Here is a 20,228-nt window from a genome sequence, read left to right on the forward strand (position 1 = left end):
TTACTAAAAGCGGTTTTAATAATCGTAGATGTTGCGCTCGCCATTCACACTAAGCGCCGCAAGAAAAACAAACCCAATCCATAAGGATAACCACGATGCCAGATGATATGAACGACGACTTTGAAGTCGATACCAGTGAATTAGAAAACTTGCCAGCCGATGCGGTAGGTGATACTGACGACGCAACCGATGACGATTGGACTGCTGGCTTGACCGATGACGAGATTGCAGCGATTGAAGCGGAAGAAGGTAGCGACGATGAAACCGATAGTGATAACGATGGCGCTGCTGGCGATATCGATACTACCGAAGATGACACAGGCAACGCAGATGAAGCTGACAATGATGCTGATGATGACTGGCAAGCAGAAGTGGCAACAGTAGCAGAAAAGCGCACAGCCATTGATGCCGAGTTTGACGCTAAGCTAGCTGAGCTAGATGCACTAGGTGAGCAATATGACAATGGTGATATCTTAGACGGTGCTTATAATACTGCTAAAGTTCGTATTGAGCGTGAGCTGAAACGCATCGAAGCGCGTGAGGCTGAGCTTGTCACCAAGGAAGATGCCATTGCAGAGCGTGAGACTAGCCAGCAAGAGCAATTCCAAACAGACTTTGCGGTCGCAGTGGGCGACTTTATGGCACGTCCTGAGAACGCCGCGTTTGTAGAAGGCAGTCCAGAGTTTGCCGCATTGGACCAACAGTTAGGCGTTATCGCTCAAAGTATGCCGCCGGGCACGCCGTTTGATGTGCTACTTAATAAGGCACGTACTGCGGTATCGTCTTATATGGACTTGCCGGAGGCTGGCAAGCAAGACAAGCCGGCTGATAAAAACGTAAAGCCGGAACCCGAGCACATGCCGAGCATTTCTAACATGCCAGCGGTTGTAGCGAACAGCAATGAAGGCAACAAGTTTGCACACTTAGACAAGCTTGGCGGCCCAGAGCTTGAACGCGCTATCGCCGATATGAGCGAAGCACAACAAGCTGAATACTTAGCACAATAGGCTAATACTTACTTATGAATAAAATACGCTATCGAGACTGTAGCATAGGCGATGTTATCGAAGTTACAGGCCCTTGTACCATTGTGGTAGAAAAAAAGAGTGGTCGAGCGCCAAGGCTTAAACTGATAACCAGTCAAGATAGCGAGGTGATTTTTTCAACGGGTGAACAAGCGCATACGTGCTGTGATACCAAAAATAGTCTGACTAAAGGAGACTAATATCATGGCACAGACTAAAATCAACGATAGCCAAGCTATCAAAAAATGGGCAGGCGCGTTATTCGGATCAGCTTTTGCTAAGTCGTTTTACGGCAGTAAGCTGATGGCCTCAACCAAACTTGTCGGTAAAGCCGGTGCAATGGCGAACGCGCCAATCGGTGTTATCAACGACTTGGAGAGTGGCGCCGGTGACAACGTATCATTCGATATGTTTGTTCAGCTCAAAGGCCGAGGTACTTATGGCGATGACGTGTTGGAAGGCAACGAGGAAGATTTAACCGCGTTCACGGACGAAGTTAAAATCAACCAAGTTCGTCACGGTGTGACGCCTGGTGGCAAGATGAACCAGAAACGTACCATCAACGACTTGCGAGCAATCGCTAAGGTCAAGCTTGAGCGCTGGCACGCTAACCACTTTGATGATGTCGTGATGACAACATTGGGCGGTGGTCGTGGTCATGCCAAAGACTTGTATATTCCGCTAGGTGCAACGGCACCTATTCGCGGCACAATGGACTACACCCAGTACGATGAAGATCATATCGTCTATGGTGGTTCAGCCACGTCTAAAGCCAGCATGACGACTGCTGATACGATGTCGCTTGATGTTATCGACGAGCTTATCTTAAAGGCTAAGCGCGGCGGTAAAGCGGACGGCGAGTTCCGCATGGAGCCATTGGAAGAATCGGCAGAAGAATACTACATGCTGACGCTATCGCCTGAGCAGATTCATGACTTACGCAAAGACACTGGTGTTGGCGGTTGGCTTGATATCCAAAAAGCGGCGGCTGCTGCTAATGGTTATCAAAACCATATCTTCAAAGGCAGTGCAGGCGAGTACAACAAAACTCACATTAAAGAAGTGAATAGTGTTGTGACCTATAACGACTTTGGTGCAGGCAATAACGTGAAAGCGCATACTGGCGTATTTATGGGCCGTCAGGCTGCTGTAGTCGCGTTCGGTTCGGCAAGTGATAAGAACATGCGTGCCAACTGGGAAGAAAAAGAAAAAGACTATGGCAATCAAGTCGGTATTTCTGCGGGCATGGTGTACGGCACCAAGCTACCAGAGTTCGATGGTAAGGTTGTCAACTCAATGGCAGTCTATACTGCGGTGAGCAAGTCGCGCACCTAATCTAAAGCAATGCTTTAAAAGCAAGTTGGTCATGCCAGCTTGCTTTTTATTCACCCAATTTTTTACACAGTATCTTTATAAAAGGATAAAAGACTATGGCTAAGTTCCAGTCTGAGCGCTATTTGCATAACACGCAGATTCAAAGCTCAATGATCAGTGGCGTGACCAATGCGCCAACCATTACCCATAAGTTCATGGCAGAGACTACCGTTGCTGATGGTGACTTCTTATTGTTGGCCAAACTGCCCGAACGTGCCGCAATTCTGCATATCGAGTTGGTATGTAGCGCCCTTGGTGGCACGCTGACCGCAGACGTTGGCACCATGAACCAAGACGAAACAGCTATCACTGGTAAGTTTTTAGAAGGCGCGAGCCTTGCTGCTGCTAAGTGGTTTAAGGTTGGTGATAACGTCATTGAAGGTCGCTTGTCGAAAGTGCATGACAATCCAACAACCATCGCCGTTGAGTTCAAAGGCGCTGGCACGATTCCAAAGGGCGCGTACATTCATGTGACGCCGCACTATCGTCACGCCAATAACGACGAGTAAATAATCTGCTGGCAAGTAATTAAGGCTCATGGCATTCAGTGCTGTGGGCCTTTTCATTTAATCTGCTTATTAAAAGGAGTCATTATCATGGCTGACGATAAAACCGACAAGCAAGACGACAAAGCACTTGCGACCAAAAAACAGGCTGATGCTGCTGTGAAAGAAAGCGCAGAAAACAAAGCAATGGCAGAGCAGCAAGACCGTATCAAAGAGCTTGAAGCAAAGCTTGCCGAAGCCGAAGCACGCGAAAAGGCAACGGACAAACTAGAAGCGGCCGCTAAGAAAGTAACCAAGGTTGCTGATGCTAATAGTGGTGACGGCGATACTATTCAGTGCTTACTACGCCGCAAGGGTGGCACCAAGGTGACGTTTGGTCATAACCGCGCCACACAAAAGACCTATCACTTTAAACCGATTGACGAAAGCGACGATCAATCGCCGCATATCTGTAACGTCGATGATGAAGATCATGCAGACCGATTGCTATCAATTCGTGAGTCGTATCGCTTATATCGCGGTGATTCAGGTTACGTCGATAAGATTGAAGTCACACGCGGCGCCAATACCGATGAAGGCGCGTTCATCAATAAGTTTGATGACATTCTGTCTATCGACTTTGAAACCGCCGAAAACGACACGGTGGCAGACTGGGCGAAAGAAGTGCTCAATCTCACGCCAGCGCATAGCGCCAAGATTCGTGAGAAAGCCGCAAGCCTTAATGTCAAGCCAGCTAAAGGCGACAACATGAATGAAATTTTGCGCAAGATTGGTCAGGCGATGCAAGAAGAAGAGCGCGCTGCTAGCGAGCAAGCCAGCAAAGGTAAGTAGCAACCGCTGCTTAATGTGAAATCACATTAGGACTATCCCGATATGTTTAGCAGTCAAGACTTATTAAATGGCATGCGCATGACGCAGCTAAATGACCCCGACGCTACCACATGGTCGGATGCAACGTTAATCATTGCGCTCAATGAAGCCTTGCGTATGTTGATATTGTTTCGTCCTGATGCCTCGGCAAAAATAGCAACTATTGATATAACAGAAGGTTCACGCCAGCTCATTCCTGAAAATGGCGTGCGCCTACTGCGTGTGGTTCGTAATATTAGTGCATTGGGTGAATCTGGTCGCGCTGTGCGATTGGTGCAGCAAGAAGATATGGATAGCATGTCACCAGATTGGCATAACGCTGCTGGCACGATTGTCAAAGAGTATATGTTTGACTCGCGCTCGCCTAAGCATTTTTACATCTATCCGACAGTACCGACAGCCAGTAAGCTTGAGATTGAATACAGTAGCTACGCTGATGAAGTGACAGAGCTTACGGTCAATAATCCACTGCCAGTATCGCCAATTTTTGCACAGCCGGTACAGGAGCTTATGCTATACAAGTTGCTGTCAGGCGATAGTAGTAACGGCGCAAGCGGTGCAGATCATCTGCGTGTAGGCTTGGAGTTGCTAGGTATTAAAGACACGGCAGATGAGCGCGTATCATCTGCAAGACGTACCTCTACTTAATAGGTGATATATGGCACAGCTTGATGATTTTGTGGACGGTATTAGTATTCACTTGGGTAATAGTGACGCCAGCAATGTGCCACGCATTGCAGTGGTGTTCGCCGCAAGGCAGGCGTTGAAAAAGTTTTGCGATGAAAGTTTTGCTTATATCGTCAATGCTTTTGATCCGCTTATTGATATCGATAGACCGTTGACCGATTCAGACTTGGCGCTAACACGACTTGATAAACACTGCGAGCTGACCTTGCCAGCAAACACGCATATCATCAAGGTATGGCGCTTGACCGATAACTGCTGCGAGCACGACAACTGGCTGGCAAGTGCTCGCTATGGTTATCCCAATATCATTAACTTAGATGATAAGCAGCGACATACCGATAACGTCGTCGTATCTCTATCCGTCAGTCAAACAACTGAGGAATGCCCGGACTATCTTTTCAATCATTACTATGATGGCTTGCTGTCCGGCACCATTGCTTACTTGCAGATGATGCCAAACCGTGAGTGGGCGGTGCCAAACTTGGCGCAAGACCACTATGCGCTATTTGAAAGAGCCATTCAGAAAGCCAAGAGCGATGTAAGTAATGGCTTTTTGAAAGATAGACCGATGACTGAGATACCAGCCAGCTTTGGTTAAAAACAACAATTAGTACAACCGCATATGTGGCTGTCTTTTTTCACACAAAAAAAGGAGCGACTATGCCGCAGAATTATTTTGCTGCTACTCAAATCGCTAAGGGCCTTGTGTTCTCAGTATCAGGAGTGGCCGCCAGCGCAACCGCAGTAGGGTTAGGTGCTCAGCTTAACCAGACCTATGCGTTTTTATATCTACAACTGCCGCTATGGTATTTCTATATAGCGATGATTGTACTATCGTTCATTGGCTCATTCTGGGCACTATTCACCGACACACTACAAAGCCGAGGCAATCCGATTTTAAAGGTGTTGGTAGCTGTGTCTGTGGGGCTGGTATCGTCCTTTATTGTACTGCCTATGTTTTCTAATCAGCCGCCAGTCGAGGTCATGCTTGGCGTGTCGCTGGCAGGTTCATTCTCAGGAACGGTGCTGCTATTTCTGATCGCTGATGTTTTAAATGATGAGGTGCTACGCAAAGACGTAGTGCTGGTCATTAAAACGGGCATAAGAGAAAGTGTCGTTATGGTGGTTAATCGTGTGCAATCGATTTTAGCTGCTATCTTTAAAGGAGGCAGTAAATAATGCTATTCATTAATAATGCTGTTCCCATGATAGGTGTTGCCATCATGTTTTACGTCATGCTGACCCAGCGCATTAACACCAAGCGCATAGAGCTGGGGATATTCTTTGCGCTCAGTATGGCGCTATGGGTATTCCTCTTTTGGGCAGACTGGACAAAACACTTTAACCCGGTCTGGCAAACAGCGGTTGGTCGAGTGATTATATTGCTGATGGTCTTATGTGTGGTCAAGAAAGCATGGAAGGATACGCCTTGTAAGAAGAAGGTGTTTAGGAAAAAGCCGAAACAAAGATACCAGTTTATTTATAAATATCGCCCTTATCGTAAGGGCTTTTTTACGCGCGGAGAAAAGTGATGAGCTACGACAGTAGGATTGATAACGCCGTAAGAAGATTGCAGGCGCAGTTAGGGCTTGCGCCAAAGCATATCGATGGCGCGTGGGGCGGAACATCGCAAAAGGCGCTACATGCCAGCGGTAAGAAGTTGGACTACAACTGGGGTGTATTGCGTGACCACTTTGGCAGATTCACCCAAGCGCAGGTTGACGGCTTTAATACGCTGCTTGAGGCAATCAATAAGCGCGGCGATGATGCCTTAAACCCATTGTATGCCGCCTATACACTAGCTACCACGTGGCATGAAACCGCCGCCAAGATGGAAGCTATCAACGAATATGGTAAGGGCGCAACCCGCCGCTATGGTAAATGGTACACCAACAGTAAAGGCGTGGTATATGGTCATGCCAATCATCGCGGCGATGTTTATCTTAAATCACAATATCCTCATTTATTTTGGGGCCGTGGTTATCCACAGCTAACCTGGCTTGATAACTATAAGAAAATGGGTGAGCTGCTAGGCTTGGATTTAGCTAACAATCCCGAGTTGGCATTAGTACCAGCCAACAGCGCCGCCATTATGATTGAGGGTATGCTGCTAGGCTCATTCACAGGCCTGTCATTGTCTAAGTGTATGCGCTACGGCTCTTATGGCGAGTTTGTTTACAGCCGCCGTATCATCAATGGGACAGACCGCGATAGCCTTGTCGCACGCTATGCGGTTCAATTCTTAGAGTGCTTAAATATAGTGGATGCCTAACATGCACATACGGATTAATGATTTTGCTGGCACATTGCCAAAATTGCACCCAACCAAACTACCGGACCATGCGGCGCAGGCGTGTCAAAACGTCATGGTTGAGCATGATATTTTGTCGCCCATCAATCAATCCGCAACATCCCATTTATCAAATCTTGTAGGGCTTGAGAATTTCGCCAGTGCAATGTTCTTCAATCATAACGACAAGACTTACAAGAAGTATAGCAATGCGATTGTGACATTTGCCTTTTCGCCCGTCCATGATGCCTATCGTCTTTATTGGACAACAGAGAACAGCAAGCAGCCTTTGATGTTTAACGATTGGAATGTGGGCGGCGCAGGCGATGATTACAACCTTGTCTCAGATGGCTTTGATTATATCGCTGGCATGACACCGCCAGTTGTCAGAGACGTTGTGATAACCGGTATCAATCCACCAGTGATAACACCACCAGCGACACCAGACGCGCCGACCACTTATTCCATGCTCGAAGATATCATCAACGAAGTATTTAAAAAAGTTAATGATCAAAAAAATTCGTCAGGCGTCGATAAGAAAGAAGGTGAGATTAACGACGCAGTAACGACGATTATCAATGCCTTGCCGACACACGCAGAGGCAAGAGTTTACGCCCTAACTTACGTCAATCGTTTTGGTGATGAGTCAGCGCCAGGTGTTATTGAAAAGGTTTTATATCTGACTAAGGGTGATACGCCAACATTAACCATACCCTATGCCGTAGGCGAGAGAGAGGTGATGGTGCGCGACTATGGTATCAATGCTATCCGGCTGTATCGCTCAGTGACCAACTCATTAGGCGTGGCGCAGTTTCTTTTTGTCAAAGAGTATCTGCTAACTATGACTGGTGATAGCGTAATCATTATCGATGACATGCCTTATGGCTCAACCAAAATAGGCGAGCCATTGGTGACGATGAATTATGATCCACCACGAGTCGGCATGAAAGGCTTGGGCGTCACTGATGACGGCGTGGGTTATGCCTACGTTGAAAAGACCATTTGCTTATCAGAGCCGTACACCTTGTACGCATGGCCGCGATTCTATGAACTCAGCTCGCAGCATACGATTATGGGGCTAGGGCACTACGACAATACGATTGTGGTTGCAACTACGGGCAGCCCTATGCTTATCAGCGGCAGTGACCCAGAGAGTATGGGTGTGCTCAGCTTGCCCTTATACGAAGGCTGTGTCTCAAGCCGCAGCATGGTCAACCTCAATCACGGCTGTATGTATGCCAGTGAGAACGGGCTTGTCTTAGTCACCACTAATAGCGCCAAGCTGTTGACTGAAAACGCCTTTTCAACCGAGGACTGGCAGAAGATTAAGCCGTCCAGCATTCATGCAACTGCTTACAAGAATGGCTATCTGTTCTTTTGGGATAACGGCGTTAATAAAGGTAGCGGTTATATCGATTTGAATAACGGCAGCAAAGGCGTGATGTGGTTTGATGATTATGCTTTAAATACTTTTTTAAACGGCAATGTCGTACAGATGATACGGAAAGGCGGCTTGCCAGCAGGTAGTACAAAGTCAACCTATCAAACCTTTAATCCGGAATACGCTGAGGCTTTTACCAGCAAGACATTTAAGTGGCAGTCAAAGACTTTTAATCTGGACACGCCTAGACGTATGCTTGCCGCGCAAGTGATAGCAGACGACTACCCATTAGAGGCAATCACTTTTAGGGTGTATGCCAATAAAGTGCTGATACATGAATCAGTGGTCAAAGACCATAAGCCATTTAGGATTAGAAACCACAGCGTCAAGCATGACTTCTCTATTGAAATAGAGTCGAGCGTGCCAGTGCGCGAGATAGTGTTAGCTGAAACCATGCGCGATACGATTGTATAGGTGACATATGAGTAAAATGAATTTGCCAAGCGTACCAAGAAGCGCGGATCGTGACACAACCGTGTTTTTGCAGTCGCTCAAAAAAGCCATAGAAAATCTATCTGCTGGTGATAAAGCTGAACTGAGCGCGGCGGCCAAAAGCTATGTACTCAGAATAGATAAAAATACTCGTGAGGATTTGGTGGGAGTCATTGGCGATGAAGCAGGCGTCGGCGCCATCCTTGATAAAATCAAAGGTCAGATCACTGAGTCGGAATTGAGTATTGGACTTGGTGAGCGTATCGCCAAGATAGACTCTAATGAAGGTGCTATCAACGCAGAGCGACAAGAGCGTATTGCTGAGCTGATATTAACCAATCAGGCTATCATTGATGAGGCGCTCGCAAGAGCTAATGCCGTCTCAGGCAATGAAGTGCTTATTGTGCAGGAGAGTGAAGCACGTCTAGCTGAAGATGAGGCAATCACGCGCAACTTAAATCTACTTAATACGCAGATAAACGGTGACGGCGTAAGCTCAAGCTCATCAATCGTTCAGCAATTGACCACAGTATCAAACAAGACTGATACCAATGCCAATGAGATATCAGGCCTAACCTCGACATTTAATAACGAAATGTACGGTGCTCAGGGTATTATTGCAAGAAATGCGCAGACGGCCGCCAGTGCCGCCAGTGCTAATGCAAGTGATATAAGCGGATTGTTTGTACAGGTTAATCCGCGCATGGCAGGGGATACTGATAGATGGGCTGGCGAGAATGATCCGCTAAAAGGTGTGGGTGTTTGGTCGGAGCGCTCAGCACGTATCGAAGAGGGCATGTACACCGCTGAAAGATTTGATGCTATGAGCGCAAGAGTTGATGGCAATGCCTCAGCAATCACAACAGAACGCAACATAAGAGCCAAAGCGCTCTTGCGACACAGACAGACACGCTACAAACAACAGTAGGTCAGAATACCTCATCGATACAGGTAGCGCAGCAATCCATCAACGGTATTAACGCAAGCTGGTCGATTAAAGCTGATGTAAATGGTGTTGTCGGTGGACTGGGCGTGGTAAACGACGGTCGTACTGTTGATTTTATCGTACGGGCAAGCACGTTTGCGATACAAGGGCAGAGTGGCAGCAAGAGCGTGCCGTTCGTATCATACCCTGATGGCACCGTGATTGATGGCGTACCTATCCCAGCCGGAAACTATTTAGAAGATACTTACATTCGCAGAGCCTCAATTGATACTTTAGATATTAAAGGCAATGCGGTGACGGTGCCAGTATCAGCTTTTACCGAAGCGTCTATCGCTATTGGTACAAACTACACTACTATACAAAGCCTAGCAGTGCCCGCTGACATGGGGCATACCATGCTAAATTTTAATGCTATTTTCAACTTCCCAGATTACGCGCGTAAGCAAAGTATTCTGTGCCGTATCGTAAAGGGCGGGCTGGTGATTGCTGATAATATAGAGGTGTTTTTTAGTGAAGCAAGATCAGCAAGTAGAGCAACCACTGCTTACGATGCTATAGGCCACAACCACGGAGGCAGCTTTCAGACCACAATATATGTTAATGGGCAGAGTATTAATGTTGGCGGTCCAGTGACAATTGGTTACGCGACTACCGGCTCTCACAGTCATAATATCGATGTGGCGAATGACAACCGAAATGCAGGCAGTTTTGCGCTATCAAGACATGATAGTACGGGAGTGGCTGGCACTTATGAGCTGCAAATGCGTGTGGCTGATGGTGGCACTGCCAATTTATCCCAACGTTACATTCATGCCATGACCATGCGGAGATAAAAAAATGGCTCACTATGCAGTATATAAGACGGACACGGGCGAGATAGTAAAGACGGTAGAAGGCCCTACTTGGTTTATTGAGGATATGCCGATAGAAGAAAACGAGTCTATTGTGCCGATTGATAGACAGGCTGATGATCGATATGAGTATATTAAAAATGGCAAACTAACCGATAAAGAGAGTTTGCCGCTACAGTAATTTGTTATACTAAACCTATAATAAAAGCAGCATACTTGTAGCACTTAGGCAGTCTTTGCCACCTCACAACAAACAGATACCTAGTCATTCACAGATGATTGGGTTTTTGTCGTGTCTAAAATTCATCAATTACATATTCATTATTAAATAAGCGAGGGCGTCATGGGCTTTTTAAGCGGCATACTTGGGGCGGCAACAGGGTTTTTAACGGGTGGCCCGGCTGGTGCTGTGATTGGCGGGGTTGGCGGCTTGGTCAGCGGTAACGAGCAAAAAAAGCAGCAGAAAAAGGCGGACGGCTATAGCGACGCCTCGCTCGCCTTGCAAAAAGAGCAGATGGAGATTGCCAAAAAGAAACAGGAGGACTACGAGAAGATATACGGTCCGATTGAGGAAGGCTATCTATCACTGGTTAGGCAGGGCGCAAAGCCTGATATAGAGGGCGTGACCACAAGAGCCATTGGCGATGTGAACACGCAGTTTGCCAATTCAGAAGCCGCACGACTCAGACAGATGCAGCGCACAGGCGTCAATCCCAATAGCGGACGTGCTGATTCATTAGGGCGTCAACTGTCTTTATCACGAGCACTTGCGCTGGCAGGAACAATCAATCAGTCGCGCCAGCAAGAAATGGACCGAGCCGAGGATTTAACCTTTGCGCGTTATCAAGACGCCAATCAGACAGGTATCAACAAGCTAAACGGCGTGCAATCAAATATCAATAGCGCCTCAACCGCGCTGTCTCAGACCTACACCAATCGCGCCAATCAATCGCAAGCCAATGCCAATAGTACAGCGAATAGCTGGGCTGATCTTGGTGGCACCATTTTCAAAGCATGGGATCAATATAAAAATAAGCCAGCAAAGACCACGGTCGGCACCGGCGTGTGGATGTAATTAGGAGAATGGCATGAGTAGCTTAACCGGCATTGCGCAGTTTACCAATCGTTTCGCCCAAAACATCATGGGTTATGAAGATGAAAAAAAGAAAGAGGCGGAGCGCTTAGAAGATAAGCAGCGCGAGCTGGCACGCCAGCAGCAGCAGGACTTACGCGCGCAGCAAAACCATGATGTGACGCTTGAAGGCAATCAGATAACGCTGAATCAGAACAAGATTAAGAACAAAGAATTTACCGATTCAGTAACCTATGAGGAAACGCGCAATCAACTGGCTTACTTAGATGGTATCGGTGCGGACGAGCAGCAAAAAATTGATGTATTGGCCAAAGCGGTCAACAGTAATCAAAAGCTACCGTACAAGATTGAGTTTGAGCGTGACGTAACAACAGGCAAGATTATTCAGCGCCAAGGACCAGACGGCAAGCCGTTCTATTTTCAAACCATCATCGATAAAGAAACCGGTCAAGAGCTTGGGCGCAAGGGCACAACATTTGAAGAAGCGACTGGTAATTATAACAAGCTACAAAACGCAGGCGCGATTGAAGATGAAATTAAAGCAGCAGCAGCGGCGCGTGCGGCTAAAACCCAAGAGATAGAGGATAAGCTAACCTTGAAAAGAGGTGAGGCGATTATTGACGATGCTAAAGATGCGAATAAACAACAGCGCGAGCATATCTATAAAGTCGATGAGCTAGGCGTGAAGCATGGCTATACCATCGATGAGCTAGGCGTGAAGCATGGCTTTACGATTGATGAGCTAGGCGTCAGACACGCTAATGCTGTGGACTTATCAAACGTCAATAGTCAAAACCGCATTGGTGAATATGTTGGACGCTCAGATGTTGATGCAGGTGGTACGCCTATCGTTGGTGGTCCGGCAACCGTAGGCTCAATCATTCAATCGCTTACTGGTACAGAAAGTGGCGGTAACAGTGCAGCTTTTCGCACCAATAACAACGGCAAAAGCTATGGCGGCTTAATACAGATGGGTGATGACCGTCTAAAAGACTATGCAACCGCAACTGGTTCAAGCCCCATATCAGCAAGCCAGTTTAAAAACTTGCCAGCAGCGCAGCAGCGAGCCGTTAACGAGTGGCATATCAATGACTTGATGCAAGCGGCGCAGGCAACTGGTGCAGTAGGTAAGGTAATTAATGGCACGCCGGTGACGCTTGGCGGCTTGGTTGCCGTCGCTCATCTTGGCGGTAAAGGCGGCATGAATAAGTTTGTGCAAACCAATGGCCGCTACAATCCTAGAGATCAGCTAGGTACTTCTCTATCAGACTATCTCGCAAAACATGCGTCAGGCGGTAATACGGTTGCTCGCTCAGTGCCAGCCATTCCAAAACTACCAAAGGGCGCCGCTAAAGCCTCAACCAAGCAAGCGGAATCAGGTAAGGGTATTGTTACGCCGCAAGACTTCAATGCCAACGTAGATAAGGGCGTTAATACTGCCCTAAAAGATATAAAAAACTTAGGCATCAAACCCGATGCTGCAACTACTGCTACCTATGCTCGCGCTGGCACGAAATTAAAAGACATGGGTAAAGCAAAAAACGAGCAAGAGTTTTTAAACCTATATCAAGAAGCGTTTGATTTAGTGATTAGCGCTGTGCCTGAGCGTGACCGTAAAAAGATGAGTAAGGCCAACCAAAACGCATTAGGGCACAAGGTTTTGCTATCAATGGCGGGCGCGTCGTCGCTCGGCAACTTAAAGCAGATGATATACAACATTAATCCTAGCGCAAAAGGCAGTGGTAATGGCAAGCCAGTAAGCGCTGGCGGGCTAACTTTAAATCTACCCGGTCAACAAGCCAGTCAGCCAGCCGCATCTAAGTCGACCCCGCAAACCAGCAAATTACAAGGCTTGTATGCACGCGGCTTGCCAGCACCCAAGACGGACCCAAAAGCCGCAGAGAATCTTAATTACTTAGAAAACCTAAACGACAACATGGACTGGTAGAAAAATTATGAGCTTAGATAAAAAACTATTTAGCATTGCTAGTTCTGCCGTTGAAAAGCAGCAAAAAGCGCGTGACGCTCGCAATCCAGTATCAAAAGGTCTTGATATTGCGACCAACAAGAGCTATGCCAATGAAGATAAAAAGGTGGCAGCAGCAGCCTTGCGTCAGTGGGAAAACAATACTTGGAAACCAAAGGTTGAGGCTAAGCTCAAGCAAGAGATTAAAAAACGTGCGCCACACCTAAAGCCTGGCACCAAAGCTTATCAGCAAACCTATGACAGTCTATTTAATAAAAACTATAAAGACTTGCAAGCAGCAAAGGCCAGCGCACAGCAGCAGATAGGCACACTAAGAAAACCCAAACAGTCGCAGCGCCAACTTGATAATGAGTATCGCCAAAACGAATCAATCCGTAATAACACGGTAGGATTACAAGCAGCCGCACATACAGCGCGTGATACAGGCGAGGCGGTATCAGGGGCGCTTGCAACCGGCGCGTCACGTACCTTGCGCTATCCGCTACAATTTGCCGCAGACATTGGCGAGAATGATGATGGCGGTATCTTTGATCGCGGCGCTAAGGCATTAGAGCGCCACGAGGATAATCTACAGCAAGTCTATCCCGCTTATAGTGACATTCAGCAGAACGGCAACTTCGGTCAGAAACTTGCCCTATCAGCCGTTGAGCAGATACCAACACTGGCCGCAAGCTTTGGTACGGCGGGTGCTGCTGCAAAGGGAGTGCAGCTATTGGGCGCAGGCGCTAAGACTGCCGCCGCTGTCTCTTACGGCACAGCCGCCGCTACCATGTACCCGCAAGCGTACGGTGATGGTAATGACAGCACCAAGCAAGAGTTAGAAAACGCCACGCCTCAGCAGTTAGCCACAGCGGTACGCTCAAAGGATATCTACAAAGGGCACTTTGATAAAAATATCAAGGCTGGCATGAGTGAAGATGAGGCATACCAAAAAGCACGCGACCAGACAATCAGTAGTATTGCTGAAGAATCGGGTGATGCCGTTGGCCTTGCGACACTCGCGCTTAGTATGCTTGCGCCGGGCGTCGGCTCATTCACTGCCAACCGCTACGCTGGCGGGGCTGTTAGTAAGTGGGGGCAAAAGGTATTTAATACGTTAGCAGTCAAAGCGGACGCTGGCAAGGTAGCAAGAGTTGCGATACCCGCCGCCGTTGGTACAGGCATTGTGGGCTTGAACGTTGCTGAAGAAGCACTGCAAGAGGGTTATACTGACTACAAAGCACAGCAAGCCGCGGTTGATGTGGGCGTGAAAAACAAGATTGATACCGCGCAGACAAAAGAAGCCATGCTGATGGGCGGTATCTTGGGCGGGGCTATGGGCGGCGGCGTCTATATTGGCACGCGCAACTCAAAACTACATCAAGCACAAGATGATTTAAAAACCGCACAACAAGCCTATGCCGAAGTTGCCGGACAAATACCGCAGCTACAACAGCAGATCGAGGATGTATCGCCGCGCTCACCACAAGGTCAAGCATTAACCGCACAGCTTGAAGAAACCAGAAGCGTGCTCGATGCAATGGCAGCGGAGGCAGAAAAGGCAAGTATTCCTCGTACCTCGCTGGCACGTCGTGCGCCGCGCATTGATCCAACCAACAGCGCAGCCAGTGACTTTGACGGTCAAGTCGAGGGTGCCACAGAGCTAAGCGAACAAGATTTTGAGAACGCATTAAACCCAGACGGCACGCCAGCGCCGCAATCGCCAGTCGTCCAGCCAATGAGTGAAGCGGAGCTTGATGCACAAGACGCGCAGCTCGCAGAGCTTATCGCAGAGCAAGCAGCACTTGATGAAGCGATTGAAGACGGTAGTAATGAGAAACCGCTAGAAGAATCGATTGCCGCCGCACAAAGCTGGTACGACAGCAAACGCGGAGAAGGTAAGCAAGGGCTGGCAGGTGTGGTCAGCCGCGCCGCTGCTACTGAGCAGGACGCAGCGTTCGCCCAGCAGCAGGAAGGCATCAAAGGTACTACCACAAGCATTAATGATTACATCGCTAGTGAGCGTGCAAAACAGCAGCAAATTGAGGTGCAGTTACAGCAAGAGGCGCAGGCTGCTACTACCGATGCAGAAAAGCAGGCCGTCGCTCAAAAAATTGAGCAGCGAGAGATTAACCGAGCCAAAGAAGATGAGCTGCTATCAAGCCGCGAACAACTGGCACAGCCTTACGAAAATGAATCGTTTGATACAACCGTCATCGCTGCCGATGGCGCACCGTTTAACTTGGCACGCTTTTGGGATAGCAACATGCCAGCCGCAGCCAAGGCGAAAGCAATCGCGGATGCGTTTGGCGGGCAAGTTGAGCAGAACGTCGCTAAGGCTGATTGGCAGTCTATGCCAGAGGGCGTGCAAAAAGAATTGCACCAGTGGTTCACTGAGCGCTTAGACGGCGTTCGCCAAAGTCGTGAAGGTGCAACTGAGCAGACATCCGAGCAAGTTGCTGCGCCAGCAGTTGAGCAGCCGCAAGAAGTAGCGCCTACTGTTAACGGTTTAACCATGCCAGTGCAGCAACCAGTAGTAGAGCAAGCGCCTATTGCGCCAGTTGAAGAACAAACACCGACAGCACCAGCTGAAGTGGAACAGGTGGCAGAAATTGATAGCACGCCAGCAGCTACCCAGTTAACTGATGAAAACCCAGTTATTAATATTCCAGCGCCGACGCAATCTAAGACTGTGGCACCTAAAGACCGTGAAGGCTTAGCAGAATATTTTGCCAAGAAGCTAGATGCTCAGGGCCGCATTTATTCACAGGAAGAAACCGAAAACGCCATACGTGAGGAAATGAATGTAGAGTTTGACTTTAATAATCCAGTCGCTTATGACGCAATGGAGTCAGGTGAAACCTATAGTCAGTTTGCCAAAGAGGTTTTAGGCAAGCGCAAGGTTGATCTAACAGACAGAAAGTCAAAACAGACAGACATAGCTTCTACTGATGATAAAGGTATCTATAAGAGCAAGCCAGCCGCAAAAGCTGCTATTAAAAAGCAAAAGCTTGACCCTGATAGCGTGACCATTAAACAGGTAAAAGGCGGTGGTTTTGAGATTGTACCGAACGCGCCAGCAAAACCAAGTTATGCACAGGCACAGGAGCAAGCTGCTACTGAATTGAGCATGACGCTTGATGAAAATGGTGAGTACGGCGGCACAGACGCAGAGTTTGAGGCATTCGCTAAGCGCGTTGATGAAATACAAGGACGCTCGCTGAGCAATAGTACGCCAACGCCACGGCAGAACACTACAGCGCCTAACAACGACGCAGCTATCGGTAAAGACGGCCTTGCTAAATGGTTCGGCAGTAATGATAAAGCGCAAGCGTTTATTGCCAAGAAAGGCTTGACTGATACGCATGAAGTCGTGAGCGCTGGCAAGTCTCGCTTTGAGATTCAGCCGAAAGCGCAAACCACAGGAGCTACCAACCAAACCTCTACACCTATCGATGTAACAAGTGAAAATGGAAGTTCCGATACTCAGGAGCTAACCGCAACATCTGAGCAATCAGCGCCAGCCAAACGAGCCGAGGCGAAGAAAGCCGCTACTGACAAATCACAAAATGATGTGAGCACAACAGAAGCCAAAAGCCGTTTTGCTGACAACAAGCTATTCACTGAAGACAAGGTGGCAGCCGCACGCGCACTATTGAAATCTAAGATGGGGCAACTCAACTCAGGCTTTGACCCAGAAATGGCAATTGCTGGTATGACGCTGGCAGGTGCTTACATAGAAAGTGGTGTGCGCAAGTTTGGCGATTATGCTAAATTAATGATTGAGGACTTTGGCGATAACATCAAACCTCAATTACTATCGTTTTGGGAAGGCGCTCGAAACTGGGATGGACTTGATACCGAAGGGATGACCAGTGTAGCGGATAGTAAGCGCGAGTATGACCAGTTAAAGGCTGAAACAATCACCACAGACGAGCTAAGCGAGAATGACGATGACACCGGAACAAGTAATCAAGACGATAGACAGCGTGCTGATGGAGAGTTATCCACAGCAGTCCAAGCAGATGCAGAAAGCCGGAACACTGGACGATCTCAAGCAGAGCCTACTAGCGACGTATCTGACATCGATGGACGAGGCGCAAGACCAGATACTATCGAAAGCGATGGAGATAGCCGATCCGCAGCAGCGCGTCAGCGAACAGATGCAGATGACAGCGACGGCCGAGCAGACAGCACTCAATCAAATGATGGAGCAGTTAAAGACGCAGATGCGACGCCTACAGTAAAGGCGAAGAATCATGTCGTCTCGCCAGCAGACAGCAATGAAAAATTAAGCTGGCAGAAAGTAGCAGAGCGCAACGTCTCAATCATTGAGCTTATCAAACAACTTGATAGTGAAGGCCGTCAAGCCACAGCCAATGAGCAGGCGTTACTTGCTCAATATGCTGGCTGGGGTGCGAGTGAGATTGCTAACGGCATATTTCCTAACCCTGATACTGGCAAGTATAAGTCTGATAGCTGGCAAGCACTGGGCGAGAAACTAAAGTCACTGCTTACTAAGAGTGAGTACGACACTGCTATGCGTACCACGCAGTACGCCCACTACACGCCGCCAGTATTGGTAGAGGGTATCTATAAAGCGCTTGAAAACTTTGGCTTTAAAGGCGGACAAGTGCTAGAACCCGCCAGCGGTATCGGCGTGTTTAATGGATTGATGCCTAAAAAAATGGCTGATAGCAGCGCTTATGTCGGCCTAGAGCTTGACCCTATCACTGGACGTATCGCGCAGCACCTCTACCCGCAGTCAACCATGAAGATTGACGACTACATTAAAGCGAAACTACCAGACGATCATTTTGATGTGGCAGTCGGCAACCCGCCGTTTGCTGGTATCAGCGTGAGCTATAAAGGCGCTGGCAAGAACAGTGCCAAACAGTCTATGCAGTTGCATGATTACTTCTTTGCTAAAACCTTAGATAAGTTAAAGCCGGGCGGCGTCATGGCGTTTGTCACCTCAAAAGGTACGATGGATAAAAAAGGCAGTAGCGTTCGTGAATTATTAGCAGAGCAGGCAGACCTTATCGGCGCCATTCGTTTACCACAAACAGCCTTTAAAGAAAATGCGGGCACCGAAGTTGTCACCGATATTATCTTTTTGCGTAAGCGCTTAGAGGGTGAGCAGCCAAGCGATACGGCATGGGCTAATGTAAAAACCATACAGGCCAGCGGTAAGCCAACTGCTATCAATGAATACTTTGTTAATAATCCCGACATGGTGTTAGGCGAGCACGCTATTACCAGTGGCCGCTTTGGCGATACCTATACGGTGACGCCGAACAAAGGCGACTTTGCCAGCCAAGTAAATCAGGCAATCGACAAGCTACCAAAAGACGTGTTCAATCCGCAGCGTGGTAGCAAAGCCGAGGCCATTAAAGTTACAGGCCTTGATTATGATGCGGCGAGTGCAGCCAATAAAGAAGGCGGCGTCTATCTAAAAGGCGGCAAGCTTATGCGCGTGGTTGACGGCGTAGGTAAACCGCTGACGCAGCGTTACGGCACCAACGGCAAGGCCATTGATTTAAGCGCCAAAGACATTGCCTTTATGACTGACTATGTGGGCGTGCGTGACGCACTTAAACAGGCGCAGCGTGACCAGTTAAATGATTCAGACACATGGGAAGATTCGCTTGCAGCACTTAATAGCACCTATGATGCTTTTGTCAAAAAACATGGTCCACTCATGGCGCACACGGTCAGCGAGCGTGAGAACGACGACGGCAGTGTAACCGTTACTAAGCGCTTTAAAAACAAGCAACGCTTATTCCTCGATGTGGAAGGCGTGCTAGCAAGTGCGCTTGAAAACGTGATTGATGACGGCAAAGGAACGGTTGTTAAGGGTAGTTTCTTTGAAGGGCGCAGCTTACGAAAACCTAAAGCGCCAACCATTACCAGTACACAAGATGCCTTGGTTTATACGTTAGATGAAAAAGGCGTGCTTGATATTGACCGTATCGCACAAGTGACCAACCAAAGCCGCGAGCAAGTGATTACTGAGCTTGGCGATCAGATTTATAGCGACCCAACAACCAACCAGTGGGACTTGGCTGAAACCTACTTATCTGGGAACGTGGTTGAAAAGCTTGCGACTGCTAAAGCCGCTGCCAAAAATAACAGCACTTACAATCGCAACGTCAAAGCATTGGAAGCGGTCCAGCCAGCACCTATTGCACCTAATGATATTTCTAGCAACATGGGTGCGGCGTGGATTCCAGGCAGTGCTATTAAAGAGTTTAGCGAAGAAGTGCTGGGCGCGAAGATTGATGCGGAATACTCAAGCGCCGTTGGACTATGGGATGTAAGTGGTAATTCGCGCTCATCTGACTATGCCACCGCAGACCGCAGCACCGTACAGCTTGTCGAGTCTATCTTAAACAGTCGCAAAATATCTATCACCCGTAAGTCAGCAGACGGCAGCACCTTTACCGATTCAGTAGCAACCGAGCTGGCTAATGAGGTGGCGCGTAAGATAAAGACCGAGTTTAAAAAATGGCTATGGTCAGATGATACGCGCACACAAGAGCTTGCTGACTACTATAACAAGACCTATAACAACATTGTGCCGCCAACCTTTAACGGCGATCACTTAACCTTGGCTGGCATGTCAAACAAAATTCAGTTACGCGCCCCGCAAAAGCGCGGTATCTACCGTGTCATTCGCCAAGGCGATGTGTACCTAAACCATGCCGTCGGAGCAGGCAAGACGTTCACCATGATTGCCGCCGCGAT

Annotated in this window: 17 protein-coding genes; all 17 read left to right on the forward strand. The window is 48.1% G+C overall.

The features are described 5' to 3' along the window. Nucleotides 1-95: 95 nt before the first annotated feature. A complete protein-coding gene (locus tag V7D75_RS07090; RefSeq protein WP_333613994.1) occupies nucleotides 96-1,007 on the forward strand; it encodes a hypothetical protein in 912 nt (303 codons plus the stop codon). A 14-nt stretch (nucleotides 1,008-1,021) separates the two neighbouring features. Next, nucleotides 1,022-1,225, forward strand: coding sequence for a hypothetical protein (locus tag V7D75_RS07095; protein ID WP_313205881.1), 204 nt, complete (start codon nucleotides 1,022-1,024; stop codon nucleotides 1,223-1,225). A gap of 4 nt (nucleotides 1,226-1,229) precedes the next feature. Continuing rightward, nucleotides 1,230-2,360, forward strand: coding sequence for a N4-gp56 family major capsid protein (locus V7D75_RS07100; protein WP_333613995.1), 1,131 nt, complete (start codon nucleotides 1,230-1,232; stop codon nucleotides 2,358-2,360). Between the two features lie 95 nt (nucleotides 2,361-2,455). Further along, the gene (locus V7D75_RS07105; RefSeq protein WP_333613996.1) at nucleotides 2,456-2,908 is read left to right on the forward strand and encodes a hypothetical protein; all 453 of its coding nucleotides are present in this window, start codon (nucleotides 2,456-2,458) and stop codon (nucleotides 2,906-2,908) included. Between the two features lie 87 nt (nucleotides 2,909-2,995). Next, nucleotides 2,996-3,736, forward strand: coding sequence for a hypothetical protein (locus V7D75_RS07110; protein WP_333613997.1), 741 nt, complete (start codon nucleotides 2,996-2,998; stop codon nucleotides 3,734-3,736). A 42-nt stretch (nucleotides 3,737-3,778) separates the two neighbouring features. Continuing rightward, entirely contained in the window at nucleotides 3,779-4,423 is a 645-nt protein-coding gene (locus tag V7D75_RS07115) for a phage adaptor protein (RefSeq protein WP_333613998.1), read from the forward strand. Between the two features lie 10 nt (nucleotides 4,424-4,433). After that, the gene (locus V7D75_RS07120) at nucleotides 4,434-5,060 is read left to right on the forward strand and encodes a hypothetical protein (RefSeq protein WP_333613999.1); all 627 of its coding nucleotides are present in this window, start codon (nucleotides 4,434-4,436) and stop codon (nucleotides 5,058-5,060) included. 62 nt (nucleotides 5,061-5,122) lie between these two features. Then, entirely contained in the window at nucleotides 5,123-5,641 is a 519-nt protein-coding gene (locus V7D75_RS07125) for a hypothetical protein (protein ID WP_333614000.1), read from the forward strand. Further along, nucleotides 5,641-5,994 (forward strand): hypothetical protein, encoded by a 354-nt coding sequence (locus V7D75_RS07130; protein WP_333614001.1) that lies wholly within the window; start codon nucleotides 5,641-5,643, stop codon nucleotides 5,992-5,994. The genes V7D75_RS07125 and V7D75_RS07130 overlap by 1 nt, the downstream gene beginning before the upstream one ends. Beyond that, complete coding sequence (locus tag V7D75_RS07135; protein ID WP_333614002.1) at nucleotides 5,994-6,734, forward strand: hypothetical protein; 741 nt, start codon at nucleotides 5,994-5,996, stop codon at nucleotides 6,732-6,734. Before V7D75_RS07130 ends, V7D75_RS07135 begins: the two co-directional genes overlap by 1 nt. A 1-nt stretch (nucleotide 6,735) precedes the next feature. Further along, the gene (locus tag V7D75_RS07140) at nucleotides 6,736-8,607 is read left to right on the forward strand and encodes a hypothetical protein (protein ID WP_333614003.1); all 1,872 of its coding nucleotides are present in this window, start codon (nucleotides 6,736-6,738) and stop codon (nucleotides 8,605-8,607) included. A gap of 7 nt (nucleotides 8,608-8,614) precedes the next feature. Then, nucleotides 8,615-9,553, forward strand: a complete 939-nt coding sequence (locus V7D75_RS07145; RefSeq protein WP_333614004.1) for a hypothetical protein — start codon at nucleotides 8,615-8,617, stop codon at nucleotides 9,551-9,553. Nucleotides 9,554-9,657: 104 nt separating this feature from the next. Continuing rightward, entirely contained in the window at nucleotides 9,658-10,404 is a 747-nt protein-coding gene (locus tag V7D75_RS07150) for a hypothetical protein (RefSeq protein WP_333614005.1), read from the forward strand. 4 nt (nucleotides 10,405-10,408) lie between these two features. Further along, entirely contained in the window at nucleotides 10,409-10,603 is a 195-nt protein-coding gene (locus tag V7D75_RS07155) for a hypothetical protein (RefSeq protein ID WP_333614006.1), read from the forward strand. Between the two features lie 162 nt (nucleotides 10,604-10,765). Continuing rightward, nucleotides 10,766-11,497, forward strand: a complete 732-nt coding sequence (locus V7D75_RS07160; RefSeq protein WP_333614007.1) for a hypothetical protein — start codon at nucleotides 10,766-10,768, stop codon at nucleotides 11,495-11,497. Between the two features lie 13 nt (nucleotides 11,498-11,510). Beyond that, the gene (locus tag V7D75_RS07165; RefSeq protein ID WP_333614008.1) at nucleotides 11,511-13,463 is read left to right on the forward strand and encodes a hypothetical protein; all 1,953 of its coding nucleotides are present in this window, start codon (nucleotides 11,511-11,513) and stop codon (nucleotides 13,461-13,463) included. A gap of 7 nt (nucleotides 13,464-13,470) precedes the next feature. Then, the coding region (locus V7D75_RS07170; RefSeq protein WP_333614009.1) for an Eco57I restriction-modification methylase domain-containing protein at nucleotides 13,471-20,228 on the forward strand (6,758 nt) is incomplete at its 3' end.

Source organism: Psychrobacter sp. (assembly GCF_036731945.1).
Taxonomy (GTDB): Bacteria; Pseudomonadota; Gammaproteobacteria; order Pseudomonadales; family Moraxellaceae; genus Psychrobacter.